Raw genomic sequence first — 16160 nt, forward strand, 5'->3', positions numbered from 1 at the left:
CCTCCGCAATCCTTTATTTTCACACGATTATCAATTCCCATACCTTTGTCTCCATGCATGGACTTGACCCGACAGATCTCCAGATTTTACGCCTGCTGCAACAGGATGCTTCCCTGACCAACAAAGAAATAGCGTTCAAGCTACACAAGTCTGTAGCAACGATACACGAACGGATCAGACGTCTGAAGGAACAGGGCTATATCAAAAAGTAGTGGCGATCCTGGACGGAAGAAAACTCGAAAGAGGACTCATCGCTTTCAGCCACGTCCTGCTGACCGACCACACAAAAGAAACCCTCGACCAGTTCGAAAAGACCGTCACCTGCTTCCCCGAAGTAATGGAATGTTTTCAAATGACCGGCACCGTCGATTTTATCCTCCGCATCGCCACCGTAGACATGGAAGCCTACCGCGACTTCTACCGCAACAAACTCGCGACCCTCCCCAATATCTCCACCGTCCAGTCCTACTTCGTCCTGTCCGACGTCAAAGCGAAACCGCCTTCCCTATCTAACACCGGGCACGGAAATTCCACCGCGCAGCCATATCCATTCCTCCCTCCCGCGGCACGGCTTTTGCAACATGGCACAATAAAGTATAACCATGCATATTTCCTCCGACTCTGCAATCAGGGATGCCATCTCCAATACCCCCCGCCTTCAACACCGTCATCAACCAATTCCCCATCCGCATCCTGGTAAAAACGGCATCGTCACGCTGCAGGGCACCGCCCCCTCCAACTCCCACCGCCGCGCCGCCTTCGACGCCATCCGCCCCCTCACGGGCATCCAGGGGAATCAAAAACTGTATTTCCGTTTTTCCCGCCGAGTCCTGACAAGCGACTAACCGCCCTCCACCGCATCCGCTCCCGCCTGCGCCACCGCGTGGTCGTTTTCCACCGTACTCCCCGACGCCCCGATCGCCCCAACGACCTCTCCATTCTTATTCCGCAAAGGTATCCCGCCCGGAAAACTTACCAAGGCCACCATTCGATTGCTCGATCTGCCACGCCGGTCCCCCCGGCTGCGACAACTTCCCAATCTCCCCAGCTTTCCATATTGAAGTACCTCGCCGTCCTCGCCTTCTTCATCGCCAGATCGATCGCCCCAAGCCACGCATCATCCATCCTGACAAACGCCACCAGATTTACACCTGAATCAAAAACCGCAATATTCATCAGCAGATTCAACTGCTTCGCCTTTCTCCATTGCAGCGGCAATAGCCGCCTCGCCTGTCCCAGTGTCAACATTCATGATTTATGCTTTTATTTTATTTTCCCAACTGTCCGACACGATAGCCCAACCTCGTTTCCACGTCTCCCGCCTTGTGAAGGCCCCGCTCCAGCAGCAGTGCGATCCGCCGCTGCGCCTCCGGCCGCCCGATAGACGCATAACACACGATCATCTCCGCCCCGGCCTCATGGTCCAGTCGGTAGACTCGCCACATCCACAAAGCGCTTCGTCTCGCTCAGCGCCCGCTTGTCGAACCCCGCGATCCGGTAAGCAAGCCCGTCGACAAAAGCGTCCAGCTCCGCGTCCGGCAACGCCCTGTTCACATACCCATACCGCTCGCAAACATCCGCCGGGATATCATCCGCGCCCATAAATACTTCCATCGCGCGGCCCCGCCCGATCAGCCGCGGCAGCCTCGCCATCGGCCCACCCCCGGCACGATCCCAGCCCCCACTTCAAAATGGCCCATAACCGTCTTCTCCCGGCTGCAAAATCGCATGTCGCAGGCCAGCGCCAGTTCGCTCCCCACACCCGTCGCACGCCCTCTGATCTTCGCGATCGACACCACAGAGCGCGCGGCTCAGCCGAACCAGCATATCCGGTAAAGGCAGCAGACCCGTAGGCCCCGGCGGCAAACTGTTCGTCTCCTCCGCCGGAGATAAAAAATCATAATGTGTCAAAAAGAATCCCTCGACGGCGCTCTCGATGATCACCACCTTCAACTGCTCGTCCGATTCAATAGCAGTAATCACCTCATTCAGCTGCGGGATCGTCTTCGGACCAAAGATGTTGACGGGCGGATTATTCAGCGCCACCCGCCACAACGCAGGCGTCTCCTTCTTTAAAAGAATAAGTCTGTTACTCATAGCTTCATTTTTGACTCAATCGATGGGTAATTTTCATGCCATTTTTCAATAGGATAAAGATCAGCGACTTGATATATTCCATCCTGATCATGGCCACGAACCAGCGCAGTCCCCGTCGCAAATTTGCGACCCATCGCAACGCCCATATACCCATTTTCCTTTTTGGTGGTTCTCACCGTTTTAAGTACATTCGTCTGAACATAGATGACAACTACCCCGGACGTTCTTAGCGACTACGAACTGCTGGCCCAATTCAAAGAGGGTCAAAAAAGCGCCTATGAGGAAATTTACGATCGCTACTGGGCCCTGCTGTTCAACCACGCCAGGAAAATGGTCCAGAATGACGAAGACGCCAAAGACCTTGTACAGGATGTCTTCTCGGTCTTTTGGCTCGACGGTCCCACCCTTGAATTAAAGACTACACTCTCCGCTTATCTCTATGCTCTGGTCCGGTACAAGGTGTTTAATCTTATCGACCGGCAAAAGGTCAGAAGCGACTACCTGTCCTCTTTGGAAGACTTCATTAAGAAACATGACTACAGCGGCGAATACCGGATCAGGGAAAAACAAATGCAGGCGCTCATCGAGAAGGAGATCGCGGCTTTACCCCCAAAGATGCGCGAGGTCTTCGAACTGAGCCGAAAAGCTAACCTTAATTACCGCGAGATTGCTGACCGGCTGAATATCTCCGACAACACCGTAAAAAGCAAATGTCCAACGCTTTGAAAATTCTCCGTTCCCGCCTCGGTGTCGTATTCGACCTTTTTTTCTATTAGCAATCAACCCCTACAATTTTTTTTTAAATTTTTTTCCATCGGGCATTACACAACGTCCCGGGAAAACTTACTTATTACCATAACCAGGATAATTACGATTAATGGGAAACGAAAGAGCCGAACAATTGATAAAAAAGTATCTGGAAGGAAATGCTACACCGGAAGAAGAAGCATTGCTTGAAGCCTCGGTATATCGAGGCGGCAAAAGACCAACCGGACATGCCGGGCCAGCCGGACTATGACAAGATCAGGGAGGAAATTTTAAGGCCGCTACGGGAAGAACAGGAAGACCTCCCCGTGATCAAGTCCCCCGTCAGACTCTGGCCTCGTATAGCCGCGGCCGCCTCGATCTTAATTATTCTATCCATCGGAGCGTTCCTGGTCTTCCGCAAACGACCGACCCAAAAGCCGACGGAAAACCTTCCGCTGGCCGGCGATATTCTTCCGGCGGGCACAAAAGCAACCCTTACCCTGATCGACGGAAAAACGGTCCCACTCGACAGTACCGGCACCGACCAGCTGGTCAGACAGGACAACACCATCATCAGCGCACACAACGGCCTGCTCATCTACAGCAGCCATGACCAGCCACAAAGAACAAACCTCTTCAATACCCTGACGACAAGACCCGGCGAGCACTATGCGGTACAACTGCCCGACGGTACAAAGGCACTGGCTCAACGCAGCCTCTTCGATCACCTACCCCGTAGCATTCAACGCAACGGAAAGAAAGGTCACGGTGACCGGCGAGGTCTACCTCGAGATCGCCCACAACGCCAAACAACCCTTCCGCCTCACCGTCCGAAACCAGACTATCGAAGACATCGGCACCCAGTTCAACGTCAACGCCTATGAAGACGAACCCGCGATCAACACCACCCTCGTAGAAGGCAGCATACGCGTATCAAAGGGAAATACCTCAACCGTCCTTACCCCCGGCCAGCAGGCTTCCAGCAAACCCGATGACAGCACATTCAAAATTTCCCCGGTCAACACCGAAGAAGCCACGGCCTGGAAGAACGGATACTTTTATTTCGACCACGCGGACATAAAGACCGTCATGCGTGAACTCGCAAGATGGTACGACGTACAGATCATATATAAAGGAGAGATCACAAAAAGGACATTCAAAGGAAAAGTGTACCGGAATATCAATGCTTCAGAGGCATTGAACATACTTTCCTTTTTTGGCGCGCATTTTAGTATCGAAGGGAGGACGATAACCGTTAGCTCCTGACATAAAAACCTGGCTTATGAAATGGAGAACCCTGGTGCTATTCCTGGCTCTACTGCAAATAAGCGCCGACGGGTACGGACAGATCACCCTGAAGGAAAAGAATTCGCCGCCGGAAAAAGTGCTGGCTGCTATTGAAAAACAAACCAAATACGTATTCCTGTACGATCCCGACGCCCTGCGAAACATCACGATCACCATCGACGTCAGGAACGTCACGATACAGGAGACAATGAAAAAATGTTTCAAGGGAACATCGATAGAATTCAGCATCATCGGCAATAACGTAATGCTCAAAAAAACATCCGAAAAACGAAAATCTTACGACCATGCCCGATCACCAACAGCCTTCTGAGATTATCGGCAACAGTCCCGGAATGCAGGAGACCCTGCGACTGATCTCGATCGTAGCGCCGACCTATAGTACTGTACTGATACTGGGAGAGACGGGTACCGGAAAAGAACTCGTCGCCCGCGCCATCCACGACGGTTCCACACGCAAGGACAAACCAGCTGGTCAAAGTCAACTGCGCCGCAATTCCCGCCAACCTCGTCGAGTCCGAACTCTTCGGCCACGAACGCGGCGAGCTTCACCGGCGCCATGGACCGCCGCATCGGCAAATTCGAAATGGCCCACCACGGCACGCTCTTCCTCGACGAGATAGGCGAACTGCCGCTCGAACTGCAGGGCAAGCTGCTGCGTGCGCTCCAGGAAAAAGAGATCGAACGCATCGGCGGCCGCGGCACCATAAAAGTCGACGTACGCGTCATCGCCGCCACCAACCGCGACCTCGAAAAAGAGGTCGAAGAAGGAAAATTCAGACCCGACCTCTACTACCGGCTGAATATTTTCCCGATCAATCTCCCCGCGCTGCGCGAAAGACCCGAAGACATCCCCCTGCTCGCCAAACATTTTGTCCGGAAGATCGCCCAAAAAACAGGCAAGAAAATAGCATCCATCAGCAAATTCGTCCTCGACCAGATCATCAACTACGACTGGCCTGGCAATATCCGCGAACTGGAACACGCCATCGAACGCAGCATCATCATGACCGACGGCGAAACGCTCCAGCAGATCCTGCTCCCGACCAAACGCCTCATCACCACCAGCGGGCGTTCCGAAAACCAGTTCGTCATAAAGACCATCGAAGAGAACGAACGCGACCATATCCTCAATATGCTCCGGTACTGCAACGGCCGTGTCTCCGGCTACAAAGGCGCGGCCCAGTTCCTGGGCATACCTCCAAGTACCCTCGCGTCGAAGCTCAAACGACTGGGCATACAAAAACACGACTATGAATGCCGGAGATACGAAGGCCCCGCTGTCTAGAACTATTTCTTCGACCGCGGCGGCTGGTCCCACATTTATAGGAACGAAACAACCATAAAAAAGGGCCCCGCCTGCCGGGGCCCTACAATCCAAAACAACCTGCCAGAACTTATTTCATTCTTTCAAACACATCCGTTACCGTCTGCGCCGCCAGTACCGAACTCGCCGGATTCTGCCCAGTAATTAATTTGCCATCCCTCACCACAAAAGGCAGCCAGTTCTCCCCCTTCATGTAATTCGCTCCCCGCCCACGCAGCATGTCCTCCAACAGGAAGGGAACGACCCACGTCAACTCCGCTTCCGACTCTTCCCCATTCGTAAACGCCGTCACCCGCTTGCCCCGAATCAACCAGTCACCATCCACCCCCTTCACATTCTTCAGCGCCACAGGCGAATGACACATCAACGTCATGATCTTCCCCGCACGGTTAAAGGATTCCAGTATCCGGATCGACTCCTTGTCATCCGGCAGATCCCACATCGGCCCGTGACCGCCGGGATAAAAAACAGTGTCGAAATCCTTTTGATCCACGCTGCTCAGCTTCACCGTATTCGCCAGTCGTTTGATCGTGTCGGGATCCTTGTAGTAACGGACAGTCGCAGGCGTCTGGTTCTCCGGCTCATTGCTCTTGGGGTCTATGGGCGCCGGCCCTCCCTTCGGCGAGGCGATCGTGATCTCCTTGCCGGCATCCTTGAAAAAAAATACGGCGCCGCAAACTCCTCGATCCAAATGCCCGTCTTCCTCCCAGTGTTACCCATCGTGTCATGGCTCGTCACCACGAATAAAATTTTCTTGAATTCCATAGTTTTTTTTCTTTCTCCAAACCAATCACATGCCATCTCCTAAATCAATATCTACCAGTCAATTACCTCACAACACAAACAAAAAAAATTTCTCCCGTTCGAGGAATCACGAAATTTTTGCGAACCACGGCAAACCCCGAAAGCGTAAATGCCCCACCGCGACGCGCGCCCACACCCGCCGCCAACCTCACCACAGACACCAAACGACAAAACCCCGCCAAACGGCGGGGCAGTCTTATTCTTAGCTATAAGTATTAACAGAATTGCAGTTCCTCGATCAATACCTTGTCGATCTGCGCAACCATATCCTCCAGCTCGAACCGGCCGACAGGTCGCTGCACAACCCGCACACAGTCGGGATACACGACGGGCTCACTATCTGACCCCTGCATTACAACTATCTTAAGGTCTGAAAAACAAGGCTTTGATATAATGCGATCAACCACTGCCCGGGCCGAAAACCCATCGTCGGTATTGCTCAGAATAACCATGGCCGGGTACTCCGACCAACTGCAGTCCTCCAGGACATTCAACAATTCACTCTTGCTTTCGACCGGTTCAATCGCTGCATAGACAATATGTCTTTCAAGCTCCTGAACCAATGAGTTACGATCATTTTCGCTTTCTTCCGCGATCAGAATGTAAGGTAATTTCGATTTCAATTTGGTTAGGCTTTGGGTTAATAACGCTTTTTCGTCGATAAATGTATTATTTTATTATTAATTTTTTGTTACGCACTTATCCACTCTTGTTAACCAAAAGTCCAACAAATTGGTTTTTAAACAATTAACCTCCCTCGCTACCCTCCCTGGCATAGTTTTTTCTCCGCTAATTACCATGGAAAACGCACCAATCGAATCCCTCCACTCCATCCTCCTCACCTGCTGGAACCATGCAGATGCCCATGGCATGGCCTCCCTCTTCCTGCCCGACGGCAACACGATCGGCTTCGACGGCAGCCAGATGAACGGCGCCGCAGCAATCGAATCCGAACTCTCGCACGTCTTCGCCAACCATCAAACCGCAGCATATGTATGGAAAGTCGAGGAAGTACGCTTCCTCAGCAACGACTGCGCCCTCCTGCGGGCCATCGCCGGAATGATCCCCCCGGGAAAAGATACCATCAATCCCTCAGTGAATGCAATTCAGTCACTCATCGCCGTTAGAGAAAAAGGAGAATGGAAGATTGCGCTGTTTCAGAACACGCCCGCGCAATTCCACGGCAGGCCGCAACTAGTGGAGAATATAACCAGACAACTATCCCAGGTTATTGCCGAACGATCCGGTAAATATCCCCATCATCCGTGATCGCATAAAGTATATCATTGGCGTAGGCCACGTCCCTGAACCGCTGCTTCTTGTCAGTGAGAAGTCTCTCTTCCCCTACCACCCGGTCATTCCGGATGATCAATCGGTCCACATGCTGGCCGCTGAGACAGGCGACGAACAGATTGTTCTTCCACTCTGGAATAGCCGTCCCGTTATAGAAACAGATGCCACTCGGCGAGACGACCGGGTCCCAGTAATACACCGGCTGCTCCATACCCGCCTTCTGCTGAATACCATTCCCTACTTTGTCGTTGGAATACTCCAGACCATAGCTGATCACCGGCCAGCCATAGTTCTTCCCCTGCCGGATCAGATTGATTTCATCCCCACCGTGCGGTCCGAACTCGGATTCCCATAGCTCGCCGGTCGCCGGATTGATATCCAGGCCCTCAGGATTCCGATGCCCGTACGATACGATCTCCGGTTTCCCATCTTTCTTTATTTTGATGATCTTCCCAAGATACGAACTCAACGACTGCGCCTGTACACGGATCTCCGGCGCAAACTTCTCTCCCACGCTGACATAAAGCTCTCCCTTCTTGTCGAAGACCAGCCTCGAACCGAATTGCAGGTTGCCCTTCGTCGCCGGCGTCGCGCGGAAGATCACGCTGACATTGTCGACCTTACCCGCGATCTCGTTCAACTTCCCTTTCGCCACCGCGGTAACGACTCCACCTTCGTATTTCTCGGAATAACTCCAGTACATCAGCCGGTTGCTCGTAAAATTAGGATCGAACACGACGTCCAGCAATCCACCCTGTCCCGCATATACCACCTCCGGCAGATCGGTGATCTTCTTCACCAATCCCCCGTCCTTGTCACGGATTTCCATCGTACCCGATTTCAGGGTCACCATCAGCCTGCTATCGGGCATTACCACGATAGCAAAAGGATTCCCAAGCCCACTGGCAATTTTCTCCACCTTATAGGGCGTGACCGTTTTCGCTCCGGCAACCCTCGTCTGCCCCGCAAACGCAGGCTTATACCCGGCAAACCCCGGCTTCGTCTCTACCGGCGGCAGGCTATCCTTACCACCCCCGTTCTGATAGTTCGCCCACAGGGCCTCGTGCCCGCACAACAGCATCCCCGCCAGCAAAAGCAATCGCTGCATAAAATAGATTTTTATTCACCCGTAAAACTACTATTATACGCATCCCCCGTCAGAGCCCCTCCAATACCTCCCTCCGAAACATATTTCTTCAAAAACTCCTTCTTCGAATCCTTATACCACGCAACCATCCTCAGCCGACGCAACGAATAAATATACACCCACGCCAGGTCCAGCTGCCCGGGAAGAAACCCGCACCGTGCACTGCCCGGGAACAAATGGTGATTGTTATGCCACTCCCCCGCCAACAACCCGGGTCGGGACTGATTGATAGAAAGATTACTCCGGTCGAAATCGATCCCCTCCCGGTGCTTCTCCTTCCCTCCGCCATGCCCGGCATAGTTAAAGGCCCTGATGAACGTAAACCACAACATGGCCGCCGAGAACAAGGCGCAGGCCAGCGCGGGACCGCCGATCCAAGAAAAGATAAAATACCAGAAGCTCCAGTTTAAGATCCAGATCAGGATCGTATAACCTGGAGACGCGATAGAACCCCATTTTTTATACTGCTCGTAAGAATTCAGCTGAACACCCGTATGATCCATAAAACGCACCGCCTTTTTATAGGCGTCTTCGCTCAGATCGGGCGATATCCGCTGGTGATTGTATTCCGCCAGCATGCAGTACCAGAACCCCGCCTTCGCGTTATAGGGGTCACCGGGCTCATCCGATTTGCAGTGATGAACATGGTGCGAAACGACATAAATCTCTTCCGGTACCGTTTTTATCACAAGGTTTTGCGTGATGATACGCCACACCGGATGGCTGAAAGCATACGACTTATGCGTGCAGTACCGGTGAAACCAAATAGTACCGTGAGTACCCATGATCACCATGCTGTACACAACGATAGCAATGATCAGATACCAGGAAAAATACTTGGAAATGAACAGGACAAAGAAAGGAACCAGCCCCGCGAGCATCATCAGACTGACAAAAGATATCCAGTTCTTCTGCGTCCTGAAGATATTGATCCGGGAGAAGGCCTCAGCCCACAGCTGCTTTTTAGTAGGAATGACCAGGGCGTTATCCTGGTCTTTCCATCCGTAGGAGGGCTTGTAAAGAAGGTCGTCAATGAAATTGCCTTTAACCATATGGCTTGATTGATATTGGATTATTTTGATCAGATAAGGCCTCTTAACACCGGCTACTATGCTTTCTTCGCAACACCGACAGCATTGTACCCCTTCGGTCCCCGCTCTACAGTATAATTCACGACATCACCTTCCCTTACCGGATAGGTGGTTTGATTAATATGGAAAAAGATCTTTTCACCATCATTCTGGATGATGAACCCGAAACCTTTCGAACCATTAAAATAATCGATCTTACCCTCCTTCATGGGATCTTCATCGACCTCCCTGTGTTTGGGCACTCCTATTTCAATGTCTTCCGCATTGAAAACTTTCTTCTTTTCAGGGTCCGGCGGGGTGGACGTGATATTTCCATTCTCGTCGATATAAGCCATCATATCGTCTAAGGATTTTCCCTTAGTCTGACTGGCCCTGCGCTCTTCCATCTTTTCACGCTTCTCCTGCTTTTCTTTCTGACGCTGCTTTTCTTTCTCCCGCTTGTTGGACATCCCGTTAGATCTCGCCATAGATTATTATTTGTTTCAACGATGCCCGGAGTAGATGACTACCACCGGTTGTTTTTCTTGTATCCGCCGCCACCGCCGCTGTTACCGCCGCGGGAAGGCCTTTCTTCCTTTGGTCTGGCTTCAGTCACCCGAATATTACGGCCTTCAACAGTCGCATTATTCAGCTCTTCGATCGCCTTCCTGGCCGCGGCGTCATCATTCATCTCCACAAAACCAAATCCCCTCGACTGACCCGTCGCCTTGTCCATGATGATCCTGGCGGAAGTTACTTCCCCGTAAGGCGTGAAGAATTCCCTAAGATCTTCATCCTGAACATTAAAGGCTAAATTAGAAACATAAATATTCATACTACAATTATTTAATATATAACAAAGACACCTGAGAGAAGCAAAAAGTAAGAATGCCGTGCTGAAATTATTTCCGTACTATGTGCGAGGCTCAAATAGGCCCGGTGAAGATAGGCTTTAATAGAGAAAAAACAGCCAAGATTCCCTTAAAAACCCAAATTTTCCCCCTCCCGGGACTATCTCCTGTCTCTCCCTTTGGCCTCTCTGACATCGAGCCGCCACTCAATAAAATAATCAAGATTCAGACCACCCCATAAAAGGAGCACCAACAATGACTTCCACTCGATATCCGGCGTCGACCGTCCAAAAATTCGCATCGCCACGGTATTCGTCTCGGCATAAAGCTCGACCAGGTCAAAGGTCGCTGCAAAAAGAATCAATCCCGTCGTCAGCACAGCGACCCGGCGGTTGAAGCAGTAAAGAACCCCGTTTACCACCACCAGGGCAATCGCAACGTAATGCTTCCAGTTCGCGAGGTACTCGCCCTTCATGAACAAAATCGACGTGTAAACACAGACCGCCGCAACGATCAAAAAAGGAACCAGATAGACGAACTTCTTCATACAACAAAATTTTAACCCCTACAACGATTCCAACACCCCAATGATGGCATTAACCACTTCCTTATCAGGCGACTTCCCCACAAACCCTTCCGGCAGTATCGCCCTAAATTCCCCCGCATCATCCCGCTCAAGCACCACCTCCGTCCCGTCAATATCCACCAGTATCCTCAACCCATATCGCCAGGCCTGCACCCTGCCCGCAAAAGTCCGTTCTACACCCCGGACGGTCACCGGAATTTCAACAGTTTCTTCCATAACTTGCAATATACCCCCTATCCGGTTGCTATACACAAAATAAACTCCGCGCCGCTCGGCGCCGTTTCATCATACAAAGCCCGCAGTTGCTCATCGCTCGCGCCAGGCCCACTATCCGCTATCGAGCAAGAACCCTCGGCCATATCACCGCCCTACACACCGGCAGCAACTAGATCAGCACAGACATGACACCGCTGCCCACTGGAACATACTTTCTAAACCTCCAATGGAACAACGGTCAACAGACAAAAACGATAAAAATGGAAAACTCTTCCCCTAACCCTTCAACTCCGGACAATATCGATAAATCAACTCCTTTTCCTCATCCTTCAATTCCCTTAACTCCACCGGACTATCCTCCACCCTCAACCCCTTTTGATTGATCCGGTTGATCAAACTCCAGTCCTTGATCGGCTTATCCGGATACGCATCCCCCGGCTCACGCACCGCCAGATCATAACGGGTAAAGTCGATCACCCGCGGCACCGTCTTCCGATGCCAGTCATGCAACAACGCCAGCCGGAACGCCTTATTCATAAACCACCGGATCTCGAGATTATTATACGAATCCCCCAACCCACAGCCCCTCTCTACAAACCGGTAGTTCAACGAATCATTGCTCTTGTAATGCCTCCTCCAGATCTCTCCAAACTCCCCAAACGTTACAAACCGCGTGTCCGGCCACCGTTTCAGCGTATCCCCCACCCACATCTTCAAAGCACTGCATATAAACTCTCTCCCGAACTCAGCGACCAACTGCGCCTCCCAGATATTCGTGACCCACCCGAACCGATTCAGCTCAAACCCCTTATCAAAATGAATGGAAGTCGTATGCATCACCTCCCTGTTGCCAAGGTCCAGGCCCCAACCCGTATACGTCTCTATCGGCCCCACACCCCGGCGGCTATTGTACCCCGTGATCTCGTGCCCGTTCGACCCGCTCTGCCTCGCACAGATAAAGTCCACCGTCCAGCCGTCCAGATTCACGCAGTCGACAAGATCGGCGGCCCCCTGCCCCGGCTTCAAAAAATGCTCCTTCGACGGATAATAAGGATACGAAGGCGAACCATCCGCCCCACCCCCGTCGATATTGTGCTGACTCCAGATCACCGCCTGCGCCACATGGATCCCCTCCTTCTCCGCCAGATACCGGAGACTATCCGCGGGCAAAAATCCGCCGATCACCGACTGAGGCCGATACCCACCCCCGCAAAATGAGAGATGGTCTGGATCGCCTCCGTCATCTCTTTATTGATCCGCTCCCGCGGCAGATACATCGCCGGGAAATAACCGGGAAAATACGTCACCTCATCGCCATACTTCGCCTGACAGGACGCCGCATATTCCCTGATCTCTACATAATTCTTTCGCTTATCCTCCAGCGCATTCATCGTAAACCCCCAGGTCAGCCTCCCGCCCGGATTATTCAGCGCAAACGCGTCCCGCATCGCCGTCACGCCTTCCAGCGTATGCCAGTTGGCCTCATCCCTCGGATGCAGCTTCACATCCCTCGATACCTCCCACGGCGTTACCCGGATCATAATGCAGAACGTAACAAACCGTCGTCCCATCAATTCCACCGGCGCCGGCCCGAAATCCGGAACCCCTGTCACCAACCCTCCCAGCAACCCCGCCCCCGATAACTTTAAAAACGATCTTCTTTCCATAATTACTTCAGCTCATGATAATGTTTCAAAATGATCGCCCGATCCCCCGCAGGCAACTCACTCAACTCAACCGGCTTATCCTGCGGCCTGATCCCCTTCTGATTGATCTCTCCCAGCAAACTCCAGTTCCTCGTACTCCCCGACACCGGCTCCTTCGCCGGCAGATCATAGCGCGTAAGATCGATCACCTTCACGCTGTCCCCGTTGACAGAACCCAACAACGCCAGCCGGAAATCCTTATTCATAAACCACCGGATCCGCTTATCCTTATCCGACCCTCCGATCCCCGATCCCACCTCATCAAATCGGTAGTCCCAACTATTCGAAGAAAAATGCTTCCTCCAGACCATCCCAAACTCCCCCTGCGTAATACATTTCACCCCCGGCCAGCGCTTACGCACAGCCTCCAGCCACAGCGTGATATCCGAAGCATCATAAGGCAACGAAAGCTCCCAGCAGTTCGTCACCCACGCAAAACCATTCAGCTCATACCCCCTGTCGAAATGGATCGCCGTCGTATGCATCATCTCCTCCAACCCAACCTTCACCCCATACTTCCCCAGCGTCTCGATCGGCCCAACCCCCATCCGCGAATTGAACCCACCCGCAAAACCCGCACGCCGCCCCGCCAGAAAATCCACCGTCCACCCGTCCAGGTTTACACAGTCCACAAAGTCGGCAGCCCCCTGCGCCGGCTTGCAAAAATGCTCCAGCGACGGATAGAAAGGATAACTCACACTCCCATCCCCATCCTGGTTGTCTATCGAATACTGACTCCAGATATTCGCCTGACACACATGTATTCCCTCCACTTTCGCCAGATACTCCTGATTCTTCGCCGACAAAAATCCGGCAACGATACTCAGCGGCCGGTATCCATGCCCCACCATCTTCTCCACCGCGGCCAAACCCTCATGCAGATCCCTATTCACCTGCTCCGCGGAATTATACGCATTCGCGAAATAAGCCCCGGGAATAAAAGTCACCTCATCCCCATACTGATCATGATAACCCGCCACCAACCTTCTTATACCCACATAGTTCGCAGTACTATCGTGCAATGCCAGCCAGCTAAGGGCCCAGGTCATCTTCGCACCTGGGAACCCCTTCGCAACGGCCCGACGAAAATTTTCCACCCGCTGGGGCGTATGCAGACTCCGCTCATCCTCCCCCACATTCCTGTCCCTCGACACCTCTATCTGATTCACGCGAATGACACAATTGAACGTCAAAAACCGGTTCCCCATCAATCCACCCTCCGGACGCGTGTGAACCGCCGGACCCGCCTGCGCCGAAACAAACTCCACCGGGAAAAACACCAACAATAAATAAACACCAATCTTTATCATATTACCAGTTTGGATTCTGTTTCAAATTCGGATTCAGAGCCACCTGCTTCGTCGGTATCGGCAACAGATAGTTCTTGTTTACATTGAACGACCGCTGACTGCTCGGCTGCAACACCTTGTACCCGTTCTCCAGCTGACCCGCCGACAAGTTATAAAAAATGCTGTTGTAACTGCTGCCGTCCAGCGTTATCACCTTATCCGCCCACTGCGTCCCCGTCACCTTCACACTCAGTATGGAGCGAGGCAATACCGTCTCCGCCGTCTTCCACCTCCGCAGATCGTCCCAACGGAAACCCTCAAATGCCAGCTCGACCGTCCTTTCCCTCCGGATCTCGGTCTCCATATCCAGCCCGTTGCCCGCCACCAGGCCATTCGTCAGATGCGGCATCTTCACCCGGTCCCGTAAAACATTCACAGACAGATCCAGATCCGCATCGGAAATTGACCCATTCCTTTCAAAGACAGCCTCCGCATAGACCAGCAACACCTCCGCATAACGGATAACATTCCAGTCGAACGCACCGCCGCCGTCCCCAGGGGTCGGCTGCTCCGAAACAAATTTATAAAGCATATACCCCGAATTCGAGCTCCGGTTATTATCCATCCCAGGCCACTTGTGGCCGGTAGCTATCATACTGCGGCCTGATCACCTTCGTCGCCGGTATCAGCAGCGACTGCGCCATCCGCAGGTCCCGGTTATAGAACTCCGACCGGCACGAATCATAGCCCTTAAATAACGGCGACTTGTCAATCGGCAGTCCGTCATTGCACAGATACATATCCGCCGCCGCCTTCGTCGGATTCAGATTGCCCCAGGACACCCCATAGGCCCATCCGTTGACGTTGATATTCGTGCGGTATTTTTTCGAGATAATAGTCTCCGGATCATTCATGCTCGTATTATCGATGAACATATACCGGTAGCTCGCGTCCCCCTTACCCTGATACAACACATAGGACTTGCTGTCGATAACAGCCTTCGCCGCGGCTACAGCCTGATCCAATAAAACATTCGCATCCCCCGACGCATGGAATTTCCTCCACGTACCCTCGAACAGACAAACCCGCGCCTTAAAAGCCTGAGCCGCCTCCTTACAGATCCGACCCGTCTCCGCAACAGGCTTCGCCGGCAGGTCGGCGATCGCATTGTCCAGATCGCTCAATATGGAATCCATCACCACATCCCGCGAAGCCCTGGCAGTAAAGACCGCCGAATCCGTCGGCAACAACACCTTGTTGATGATGGGCACGCCCCCGTACAATTTCAACAAATTAAAATAGTCAAAGGCCCGGAAAAAATATCCCTCACCCAAAAAAGGCTGAACATCGGTCTTCAACGCAGAAGAAACCCCCTCGGCGATCAGTTTGTTCGCATTCCGGATCGAACTATACGCGCTATCCCAGTTGTCATCCTGCTCCGCCGGAACATAGGTCCCCGAACTCACCGGATCGATAGAACTCTGCCCAAAAGCTATATCCGACATATTGTCGTTATTATTCGTCCCATAATACCGGGGATCAGGCAGCGTCTGGTTGTAGAACCAGTTGGCCGCCAGTCGGAAATCATTTGCCGTCTGCCAGTAGGCCGGATCGGTAATTTCGGACTGAGGCGTCAGATCGAGATCCTTCTTACAACCCACCACCGAGATAAAAACCACTAGTATAAAAAAAGAAAATTTGATCATTTTCATCGCAATCTGT

At 52.4% G+C, this 16160-nt stretch carries 26 protein-coding genes and 2 pseudogenes; 8 read left to right on the forward strand and 20 right to left on the reverse strand.

All coding sequences use genetic code 11. The features are described 5' to 3' along the window. Positions 1 to 53 precede the first annotated feature (53 nt). Both ACQ86N_RS26085 and ACQ86N_RS26090 read left to right on the forward strand, forming a co-directional pair. Complete coding sequence (locus ACQ86N_RS26085; protein ID WP_431209605.1) at positions 54 to 212, forward strand: Lrp/AsnC family transcriptional regulator; 159 nt, start codon at positions 54 to 56, stop codon at positions 210 to 212. Further along, positions 212 to 700 (forward strand): Lrp/AsnC family transcriptional regulator, encoded by a 489-nt coding sequence (locus tag ACQ86N_RS26090; protein ID WP_431209606.1) that lies wholly within the window; start codon positions 212 to 214, stop codon positions 698 to 700. The genes ACQ86N_RS26085 and ACQ86N_RS26090 overlap by 1 nt, the downstream gene beginning before the upstream one ends. Before the next feature lie 141 nt (positions 701 to 841). On the opposite strand, the gene ACQ86N_RS26095 is transcribed toward ACQ86N_RS26090, so the two are convergent. From ACQ86N_RS26095 to ACQ86N_RS26120, 6 genes are all read right to left on the reverse strand, one after another. Continuing rightward, positions 842 to 988: a heme-binding protein gene (locus tag ACQ86N_RS26095; protein ID WP_431209607.1), complete on the reverse strand. Its 147-nt coding sequence runs from the start codon at positions 986 to 988 to the stop codon at positions 842 to 844. After that, positions 973 to 1248, reverse strand: coding sequence for a GlcG/HbpS family heme-binding protein (locus tag ACQ86N_RS26100; RefSeq protein WP_431209608.1), 276 nt, complete (start codon positions 1246 to 1248; stop codon positions 973 to 975). The genes ACQ86N_RS26095 and ACQ86N_RS26100 overlap by 16 nt, the downstream gene beginning before the upstream one ends. A 20-nt stretch (positions 1249 to 1268) precedes the next feature. Further along, positions 1269 to 1445, reverse strand: coding sequence for a hypothetical protein (locus ACQ86N_RS26105; RefSeq protein WP_431209609.1), 177 nt, complete (start codon positions 1443 to 1445; stop codon positions 1269 to 1271). After that, entirely contained in the window at positions 1417 to 1653 is a 237-nt protein-coding gene (locus tag ACQ86N_RS26110; protein WP_431209610.1) for a hypothetical protein, read from the reverse strand. Before ACQ86N_RS26110 ends, ACQ86N_RS26105 begins: the two co-directional genes overlap by 29 nt. Continuing rightward, positions 1632 to 1799, reverse strand: coding sequence for an enoyl-CoA hydratase-related protein (locus ACQ86N_RS26115; protein ID WP_431209611.1), 168 nt, complete (start codon positions 1797 to 1799; stop codon positions 1632 to 1634). The genes ACQ86N_RS26110 and ACQ86N_RS26115 overlap by 22 nt, the downstream gene beginning before the upstream one ends. Before the next feature lie 294 nt (positions 1800 to 2093). Then, positions 2094 to 2273 (reverse strand): hypothetical protein, encoded by a 180-nt coding sequence (locus tag ACQ86N_RS26120; RefSeq protein WP_431209612.1) that lies wholly within the window; start codon positions 2271 to 2273, stop codon positions 2094 to 2096. Positions 2274 to 2301: 28 nt separating this feature from the next. Here ACQ86N_RS26120 and ACQ86N_RS26125 point away from each other — a divergent pair, with 28 nt between their 5' ends. Further along, positions 2302 to 2823 (forward strand): RNA polymerase sigma factor, encoded by a 522-nt coding sequence (locus tag ACQ86N_RS26125; RefSeq protein WP_431209613.1) that lies wholly within the window; start codon positions 2302 to 2304, stop codon positions 2821 to 2823. Between the two features lie 410 nt (positions 2824 to 3233). Here ACQ86N_RS26125 and ACQ86N_RS26130 read toward each other — a convergent pair whose 3' ends face one another. Further along, positions 3234 to 3512 carry a hypothetical protein gene (locus ACQ86N_RS26130; RefSeq protein WP_431209614.1) on the reverse strand — a complete coding sequence of 93 codons (279 nt, stop codon included), beginning with the start codon at positions 3510 to 3512 and terminating at the stop codon, positions 3234 to 3236. 1 nt (position 3513) lies between these two features. Here ACQ86N_RS26130 and ACQ86N_RS26135 point away from each other — a divergent pair, with 1 nt between their 5' ends. From ACQ86N_RS26135 to ACQ86N_RS26150, 4 genes and pseudogenes are all read left to right on the forward strand, one after another. Next, positions 3514 to 4110, forward strand: coding sequence for a FecR family protein (locus tag ACQ86N_RS26135; protein WP_431209615.1), 597 nt, complete (start codon positions 3514 to 3516; stop codon positions 4108 to 4110). Between the two features lie 16 nt (positions 4111 to 4126). After that, positions 4127 to 4462, forward strand: coding sequence for an STN domain-containing protein (locus tag ACQ86N_RS26140; protein WP_431209616.1), 336 nt, complete (start codon positions 4127 to 4129; stop codon positions 4460 to 4462). Positions 4463 to 4484: 22 nt separating this feature from the next. Beyond that, positions 4485 to 4574: pseudogene (locus tag ACQ86N_RS26145) on the forward strand (sigma 54-interacting transcriptional regulator); the annotation flags it as partial. Between the two features lie 134 nt (positions 4575 to 4708). Continuing rightward, positions 4709 to 5437 (forward strand): sigma 54-interacting transcriptional regulator, encoded by a 729-nt coding sequence (locus ACQ86N_RS26150; RefSeq protein ID WP_431209617.1) that lies wholly within the window; start codon positions 4709 to 4711, stop codon positions 5435 to 5437. Between the two features lie 109 nt (positions 5438 to 5546). Here ACQ86N_RS26150 and ACQ86N_RS26155 read toward each other — a convergent pair whose 3' ends face one another. Next, positions 5547 to 6167, reverse strand: coding sequence for a type 1 glutamine amidotransferase domain-containing protein (locus ACQ86N_RS26155; protein WP_431209618.1), 621 nt, complete (start codon positions 6165 to 6167; stop codon positions 5547 to 5549). A gap of 328 nt (positions 6168 to 6495) precedes the next feature. Continuing rightward, on the reverse strand, positions 6496 to 6903 hold the full coding sequence (locus ACQ86N_RS26160; protein ID WP_431209619.1) for a hypothetical protein: 408 nt from the start codon (positions 6901 to 6903) through the stop codon (positions 6496 to 6498). Between the two features lie 175 nt (positions 6904 to 7078). Here ACQ86N_RS26160 and ACQ86N_RS26165 point away from each other — a divergent pair, with 175 nt between their 5' ends. Then, positions 7079 to 7549: an SgcJ/EcaC family oxidoreductase gene (locus tag ACQ86N_RS26165; protein WP_431209620.1), complete on the forward strand. Its 471-nt coding sequence runs from the start codon at positions 7079 to 7081 to the stop codon at positions 7547 to 7549. On the opposite strand, the gene ACQ86N_RS26170 is transcribed toward ACQ86N_RS26165, so the two are convergent. From ACQ86N_RS26170 to ACQ86N_RS26220, 11 genes and pseudogenes are all read right to left on the reverse strand, one after another. After that, on the reverse strand, positions 7509 to 8681 hold the full coding sequence (locus ACQ86N_RS26170) for a PQQ-dependent sugar dehydrogenase (RefSeq protein ID WP_431209621.1): 1173 nt from the start codon (positions 8679 to 8681) through the stop codon (positions 7509 to 7511). The two genes, ACQ86N_RS26165 and ACQ86N_RS26170, sit on opposite strands and share 41 nt — an antisense overlap. Positions 8682 to 8692: 11 nt before the next feature. Then, the gene (locus tag ACQ86N_RS26175) at positions 8693 to 9772 is read right to left on the reverse strand and encodes a fatty acid desaturase (protein WP_431209622.1); all 1080 of its coding nucleotides are present in this window, start codon (positions 9770 to 9772) and stop codon (positions 8693 to 8695) included. A gap of 56 nt (positions 9773 to 9828) precedes the next feature. Then, the gene (locus ACQ86N_RS26180) at positions 9829 to 10278 is read right to left on the reverse strand and encodes a cold-shock protein (protein WP_431209623.1); all 450 of its coding nucleotides are present in this window, start codon (positions 10276 to 10278) and stop codon (positions 9829 to 9831) included. A gap of 38 nt (positions 10279 to 10316) precedes the next feature. Continuing rightward, entirely contained in the window at positions 10317 to 10625 is a 309-nt protein-coding gene (locus ACQ86N_RS26185) for an RNA recognition motif domain-containing protein (protein ID WP_431209624.1), read from the reverse strand. 176 nt (positions 10626 to 10801) lie between these two features. Continuing rightward, positions 10802 to 11188 carry a hypothetical protein gene (locus tag ACQ86N_RS26190; protein ID WP_431209625.1) on the reverse strand — a complete coding sequence of 129 codons (387 nt, stop codon included), beginning with the start codon at positions 11186 to 11188 and terminating at the stop codon, positions 10802 to 10804. 18 nt (positions 11189 to 11206) lie between these two features. Then, entirely contained in the window at positions 11207 to 11443 is a 237-nt protein-coding gene (locus ACQ86N_RS26195) for a hypothetical protein (protein ID WP_431209626.1), read from the reverse strand. A gap of 276 nt (positions 11444 to 11719) precedes the next feature. Continuing rightward, the gene (locus ACQ86N_RS26200) at positions 11720 to 11980 is read right to left on the reverse strand and encodes a DUF3864 domain-containing protein (protein WP_431217603.1); all 261 of its coding nucleotides are present in this window, start codon (positions 11978 to 11980) and stop codon (positions 11720 to 11722) included. Positions 11981 to 12037: 57 nt separating this feature from the next. Beyond that, positions 12038 to 13110, reverse strand: a pseudogene (locus ACQ86N_RS26205) (DUF3863 domain-containing protein); the annotation flags it as partial. Between the two features lie 2 nt (positions 13111 to 13112). Beyond that, a complete protein-coding gene (locus tag ACQ86N_RS26210; RefSeq protein ID WP_431209627.1) occupies positions 13113 to 14459 on the reverse strand; it encodes a DUF3863 domain-containing protein in 1347 nt (448 codons plus the stop codon). Between the two features lies 1 nt (position 14460). After that, a complete protein-coding gene (locus tag ACQ86N_RS26215; RefSeq protein WP_431209628.1) occupies positions 14461 to 15093 on the reverse strand; it encodes a RagB/SusD family nutrient uptake outer membrane protein in 633 nt (210 codons plus the stop codon). Continuing rightward, a complete protein-coding gene (locus ACQ86N_RS26220) occupies positions 15056 to 16150 on the reverse strand; it encodes a RagB/SusD family nutrient uptake outer membrane protein (protein ID WP_431209629.1) in 1095 nt (364 codons plus the stop codon). The genes ACQ86N_RS26215 and ACQ86N_RS26220 overlap by 38 nt, the downstream gene beginning before the upstream one ends. Positions 16151 to 16160 lie beyond the last annotated feature (10 nt).

The organism is Puia sp. P3, from assembly GCF_050632245.1.
Taxonomy (GTDB): Bacteria; Bacteroidota; Bacteroidia; order Chitinophagales; family Chitinophagaceae; genus Puia.

Bases quoted from the DNA above. Each gene is read 5' to 3' on its own strand.
- ACQ86N_RS26190 (WP_431209625.1), bottom strand. From the start codon at position 11,188: ATGAAGAAGTTCGTCTATCTGGTTCCTTTTTTGATCGTTGCGGCGGTC.
- ACQ86N_RS26195 (WP_431209626.1), bottom strand. From the start codon at position 11,443: ATGGAAGAAACTGTTGAAATTCCGGTGACCGTCCGGGGTGTAGAACGG.
- ACQ86N_RS26095 (WP_431209607.1), bottom strand. From the start codon at position 988: ATGGTGGCCTTGGTAAGTTTTCCGGGCGGGATACCTTTGCGGAATAAG.
- ACQ86N_RS26135 (WP_431209615.1), top strand. From the start codon at position 3,514: ATGCGGTACAACTGCCCGACGGTACAAAGGCACTGGCTCAACGCAGCC.
- ACQ86N_RS26140 (WP_431209616.1), top strand. From the start codon at position 4,127: ATGAAATGGAGAACCCTGGTGCTATTCCTGGCTCTACTGCAAATAAGC.
- ACQ86N_RS26185 (WP_431209624.1), bottom strand. From the start codon at position 10,625: ATGAATATTTATGTTTCTAATTTAGCCTTTAATGTTCAGGATGAAGAT.
- ACQ86N_RS26110 (WP_431209610.1), bottom strand. From the start codon at position 1,653: ATGGCGAGGCTGCCGCGGCTGATCGGGCGGGGCCGCGCGATGGAAGTA.
- ACQ86N_RS26220 (WP_431209629.1), bottom strand. From the start codon at position 16,150: ATGAAAATGATCAAATTTTCTTTTTTTATACTAGTGGTTTTTATCTCG.
- ACQ86N_RS26150 (WP_431209617.1), top strand. From the start codon at position 4,709: ATGGACCGCCGCATCGGCAAATTCGAAATGGCCCACCACGGCACGCTC.
- ACQ86N_RS26100 (WP_431209608.1), bottom strand. From the start codon at position 1,248: ATGTTGACACTGGGACAGGCGAGGCGGCTATTGCCGCTGCAATGGAGA.
- ACQ86N_RS26085 (WP_431209605.1), top strand. From the start codon at position 54: ATGCATGGACTTGACCCGACAGATCTCCAGATTTTACGCCTGCTGCAA.
- ACQ86N_RS26125 (WP_431209613.1), top strand. From the start codon at position 2,302: ATGACAACTACCCCGGACGTTCTTAGCGACTACGAACTGCTGGCCCAA.
- ACQ86N_RS26170 (WP_431209621.1), bottom strand. From the start codon at position 8,681: ATGCAGCGATTGCTTTTGCTGGCGGGGATGCTGTTGTGCGGGCACGAG.
- ACQ86N_RS26210 (WP_431209627.1), bottom strand. From the start codon at position 14,459: ATGATAAAGATTGGTGTTTATTTATTGTTGGTGTTTTTCCCGGTGGAG.
- ACQ86N_RS26105 (WP_431209609.1), bottom strand. From the start codon at position 1,445: ATGTGGCGAGTCTACCGACTGGACCATGAGGCCGGGGCGGAGATGATC.
- ACQ86N_RS26180 (WP_431209623.1), bottom strand. From the start codon at position 10,278: ATGGCGAGATCTAACGGGATGTCCAACAAGCGGGAGAAAGAAAAGCAG.
- ACQ86N_RS26165 (WP_431209620.1), top strand. From the start codon at position 7,079: ATGGAAAACGCACCAATCGAATCCCTCCACTCCATCCTCCTCACCTGC.
- ACQ86N_RS26215 (WP_431209628.1), bottom strand. From the start codon at position 15,093: ATGATAGCTACCGGCCACAAGTGGCCTGGGATGGATAATAACCGGAGC.
- ACQ86N_RS26200 (WP_431217603.1), bottom strand. From the start codon at position 11,980: ATGAATAAGGCGTTCCGGCTGGCGTTGTTGCATGACTGGCATCGGAAG.
- ACQ86N_RS26175 (WP_431209622.1), bottom strand. From the start codon at position 9,772: ATGGTTAAAGGCAATTTCATTGACGACCTTCTTTACAAGCCCTCCTAC.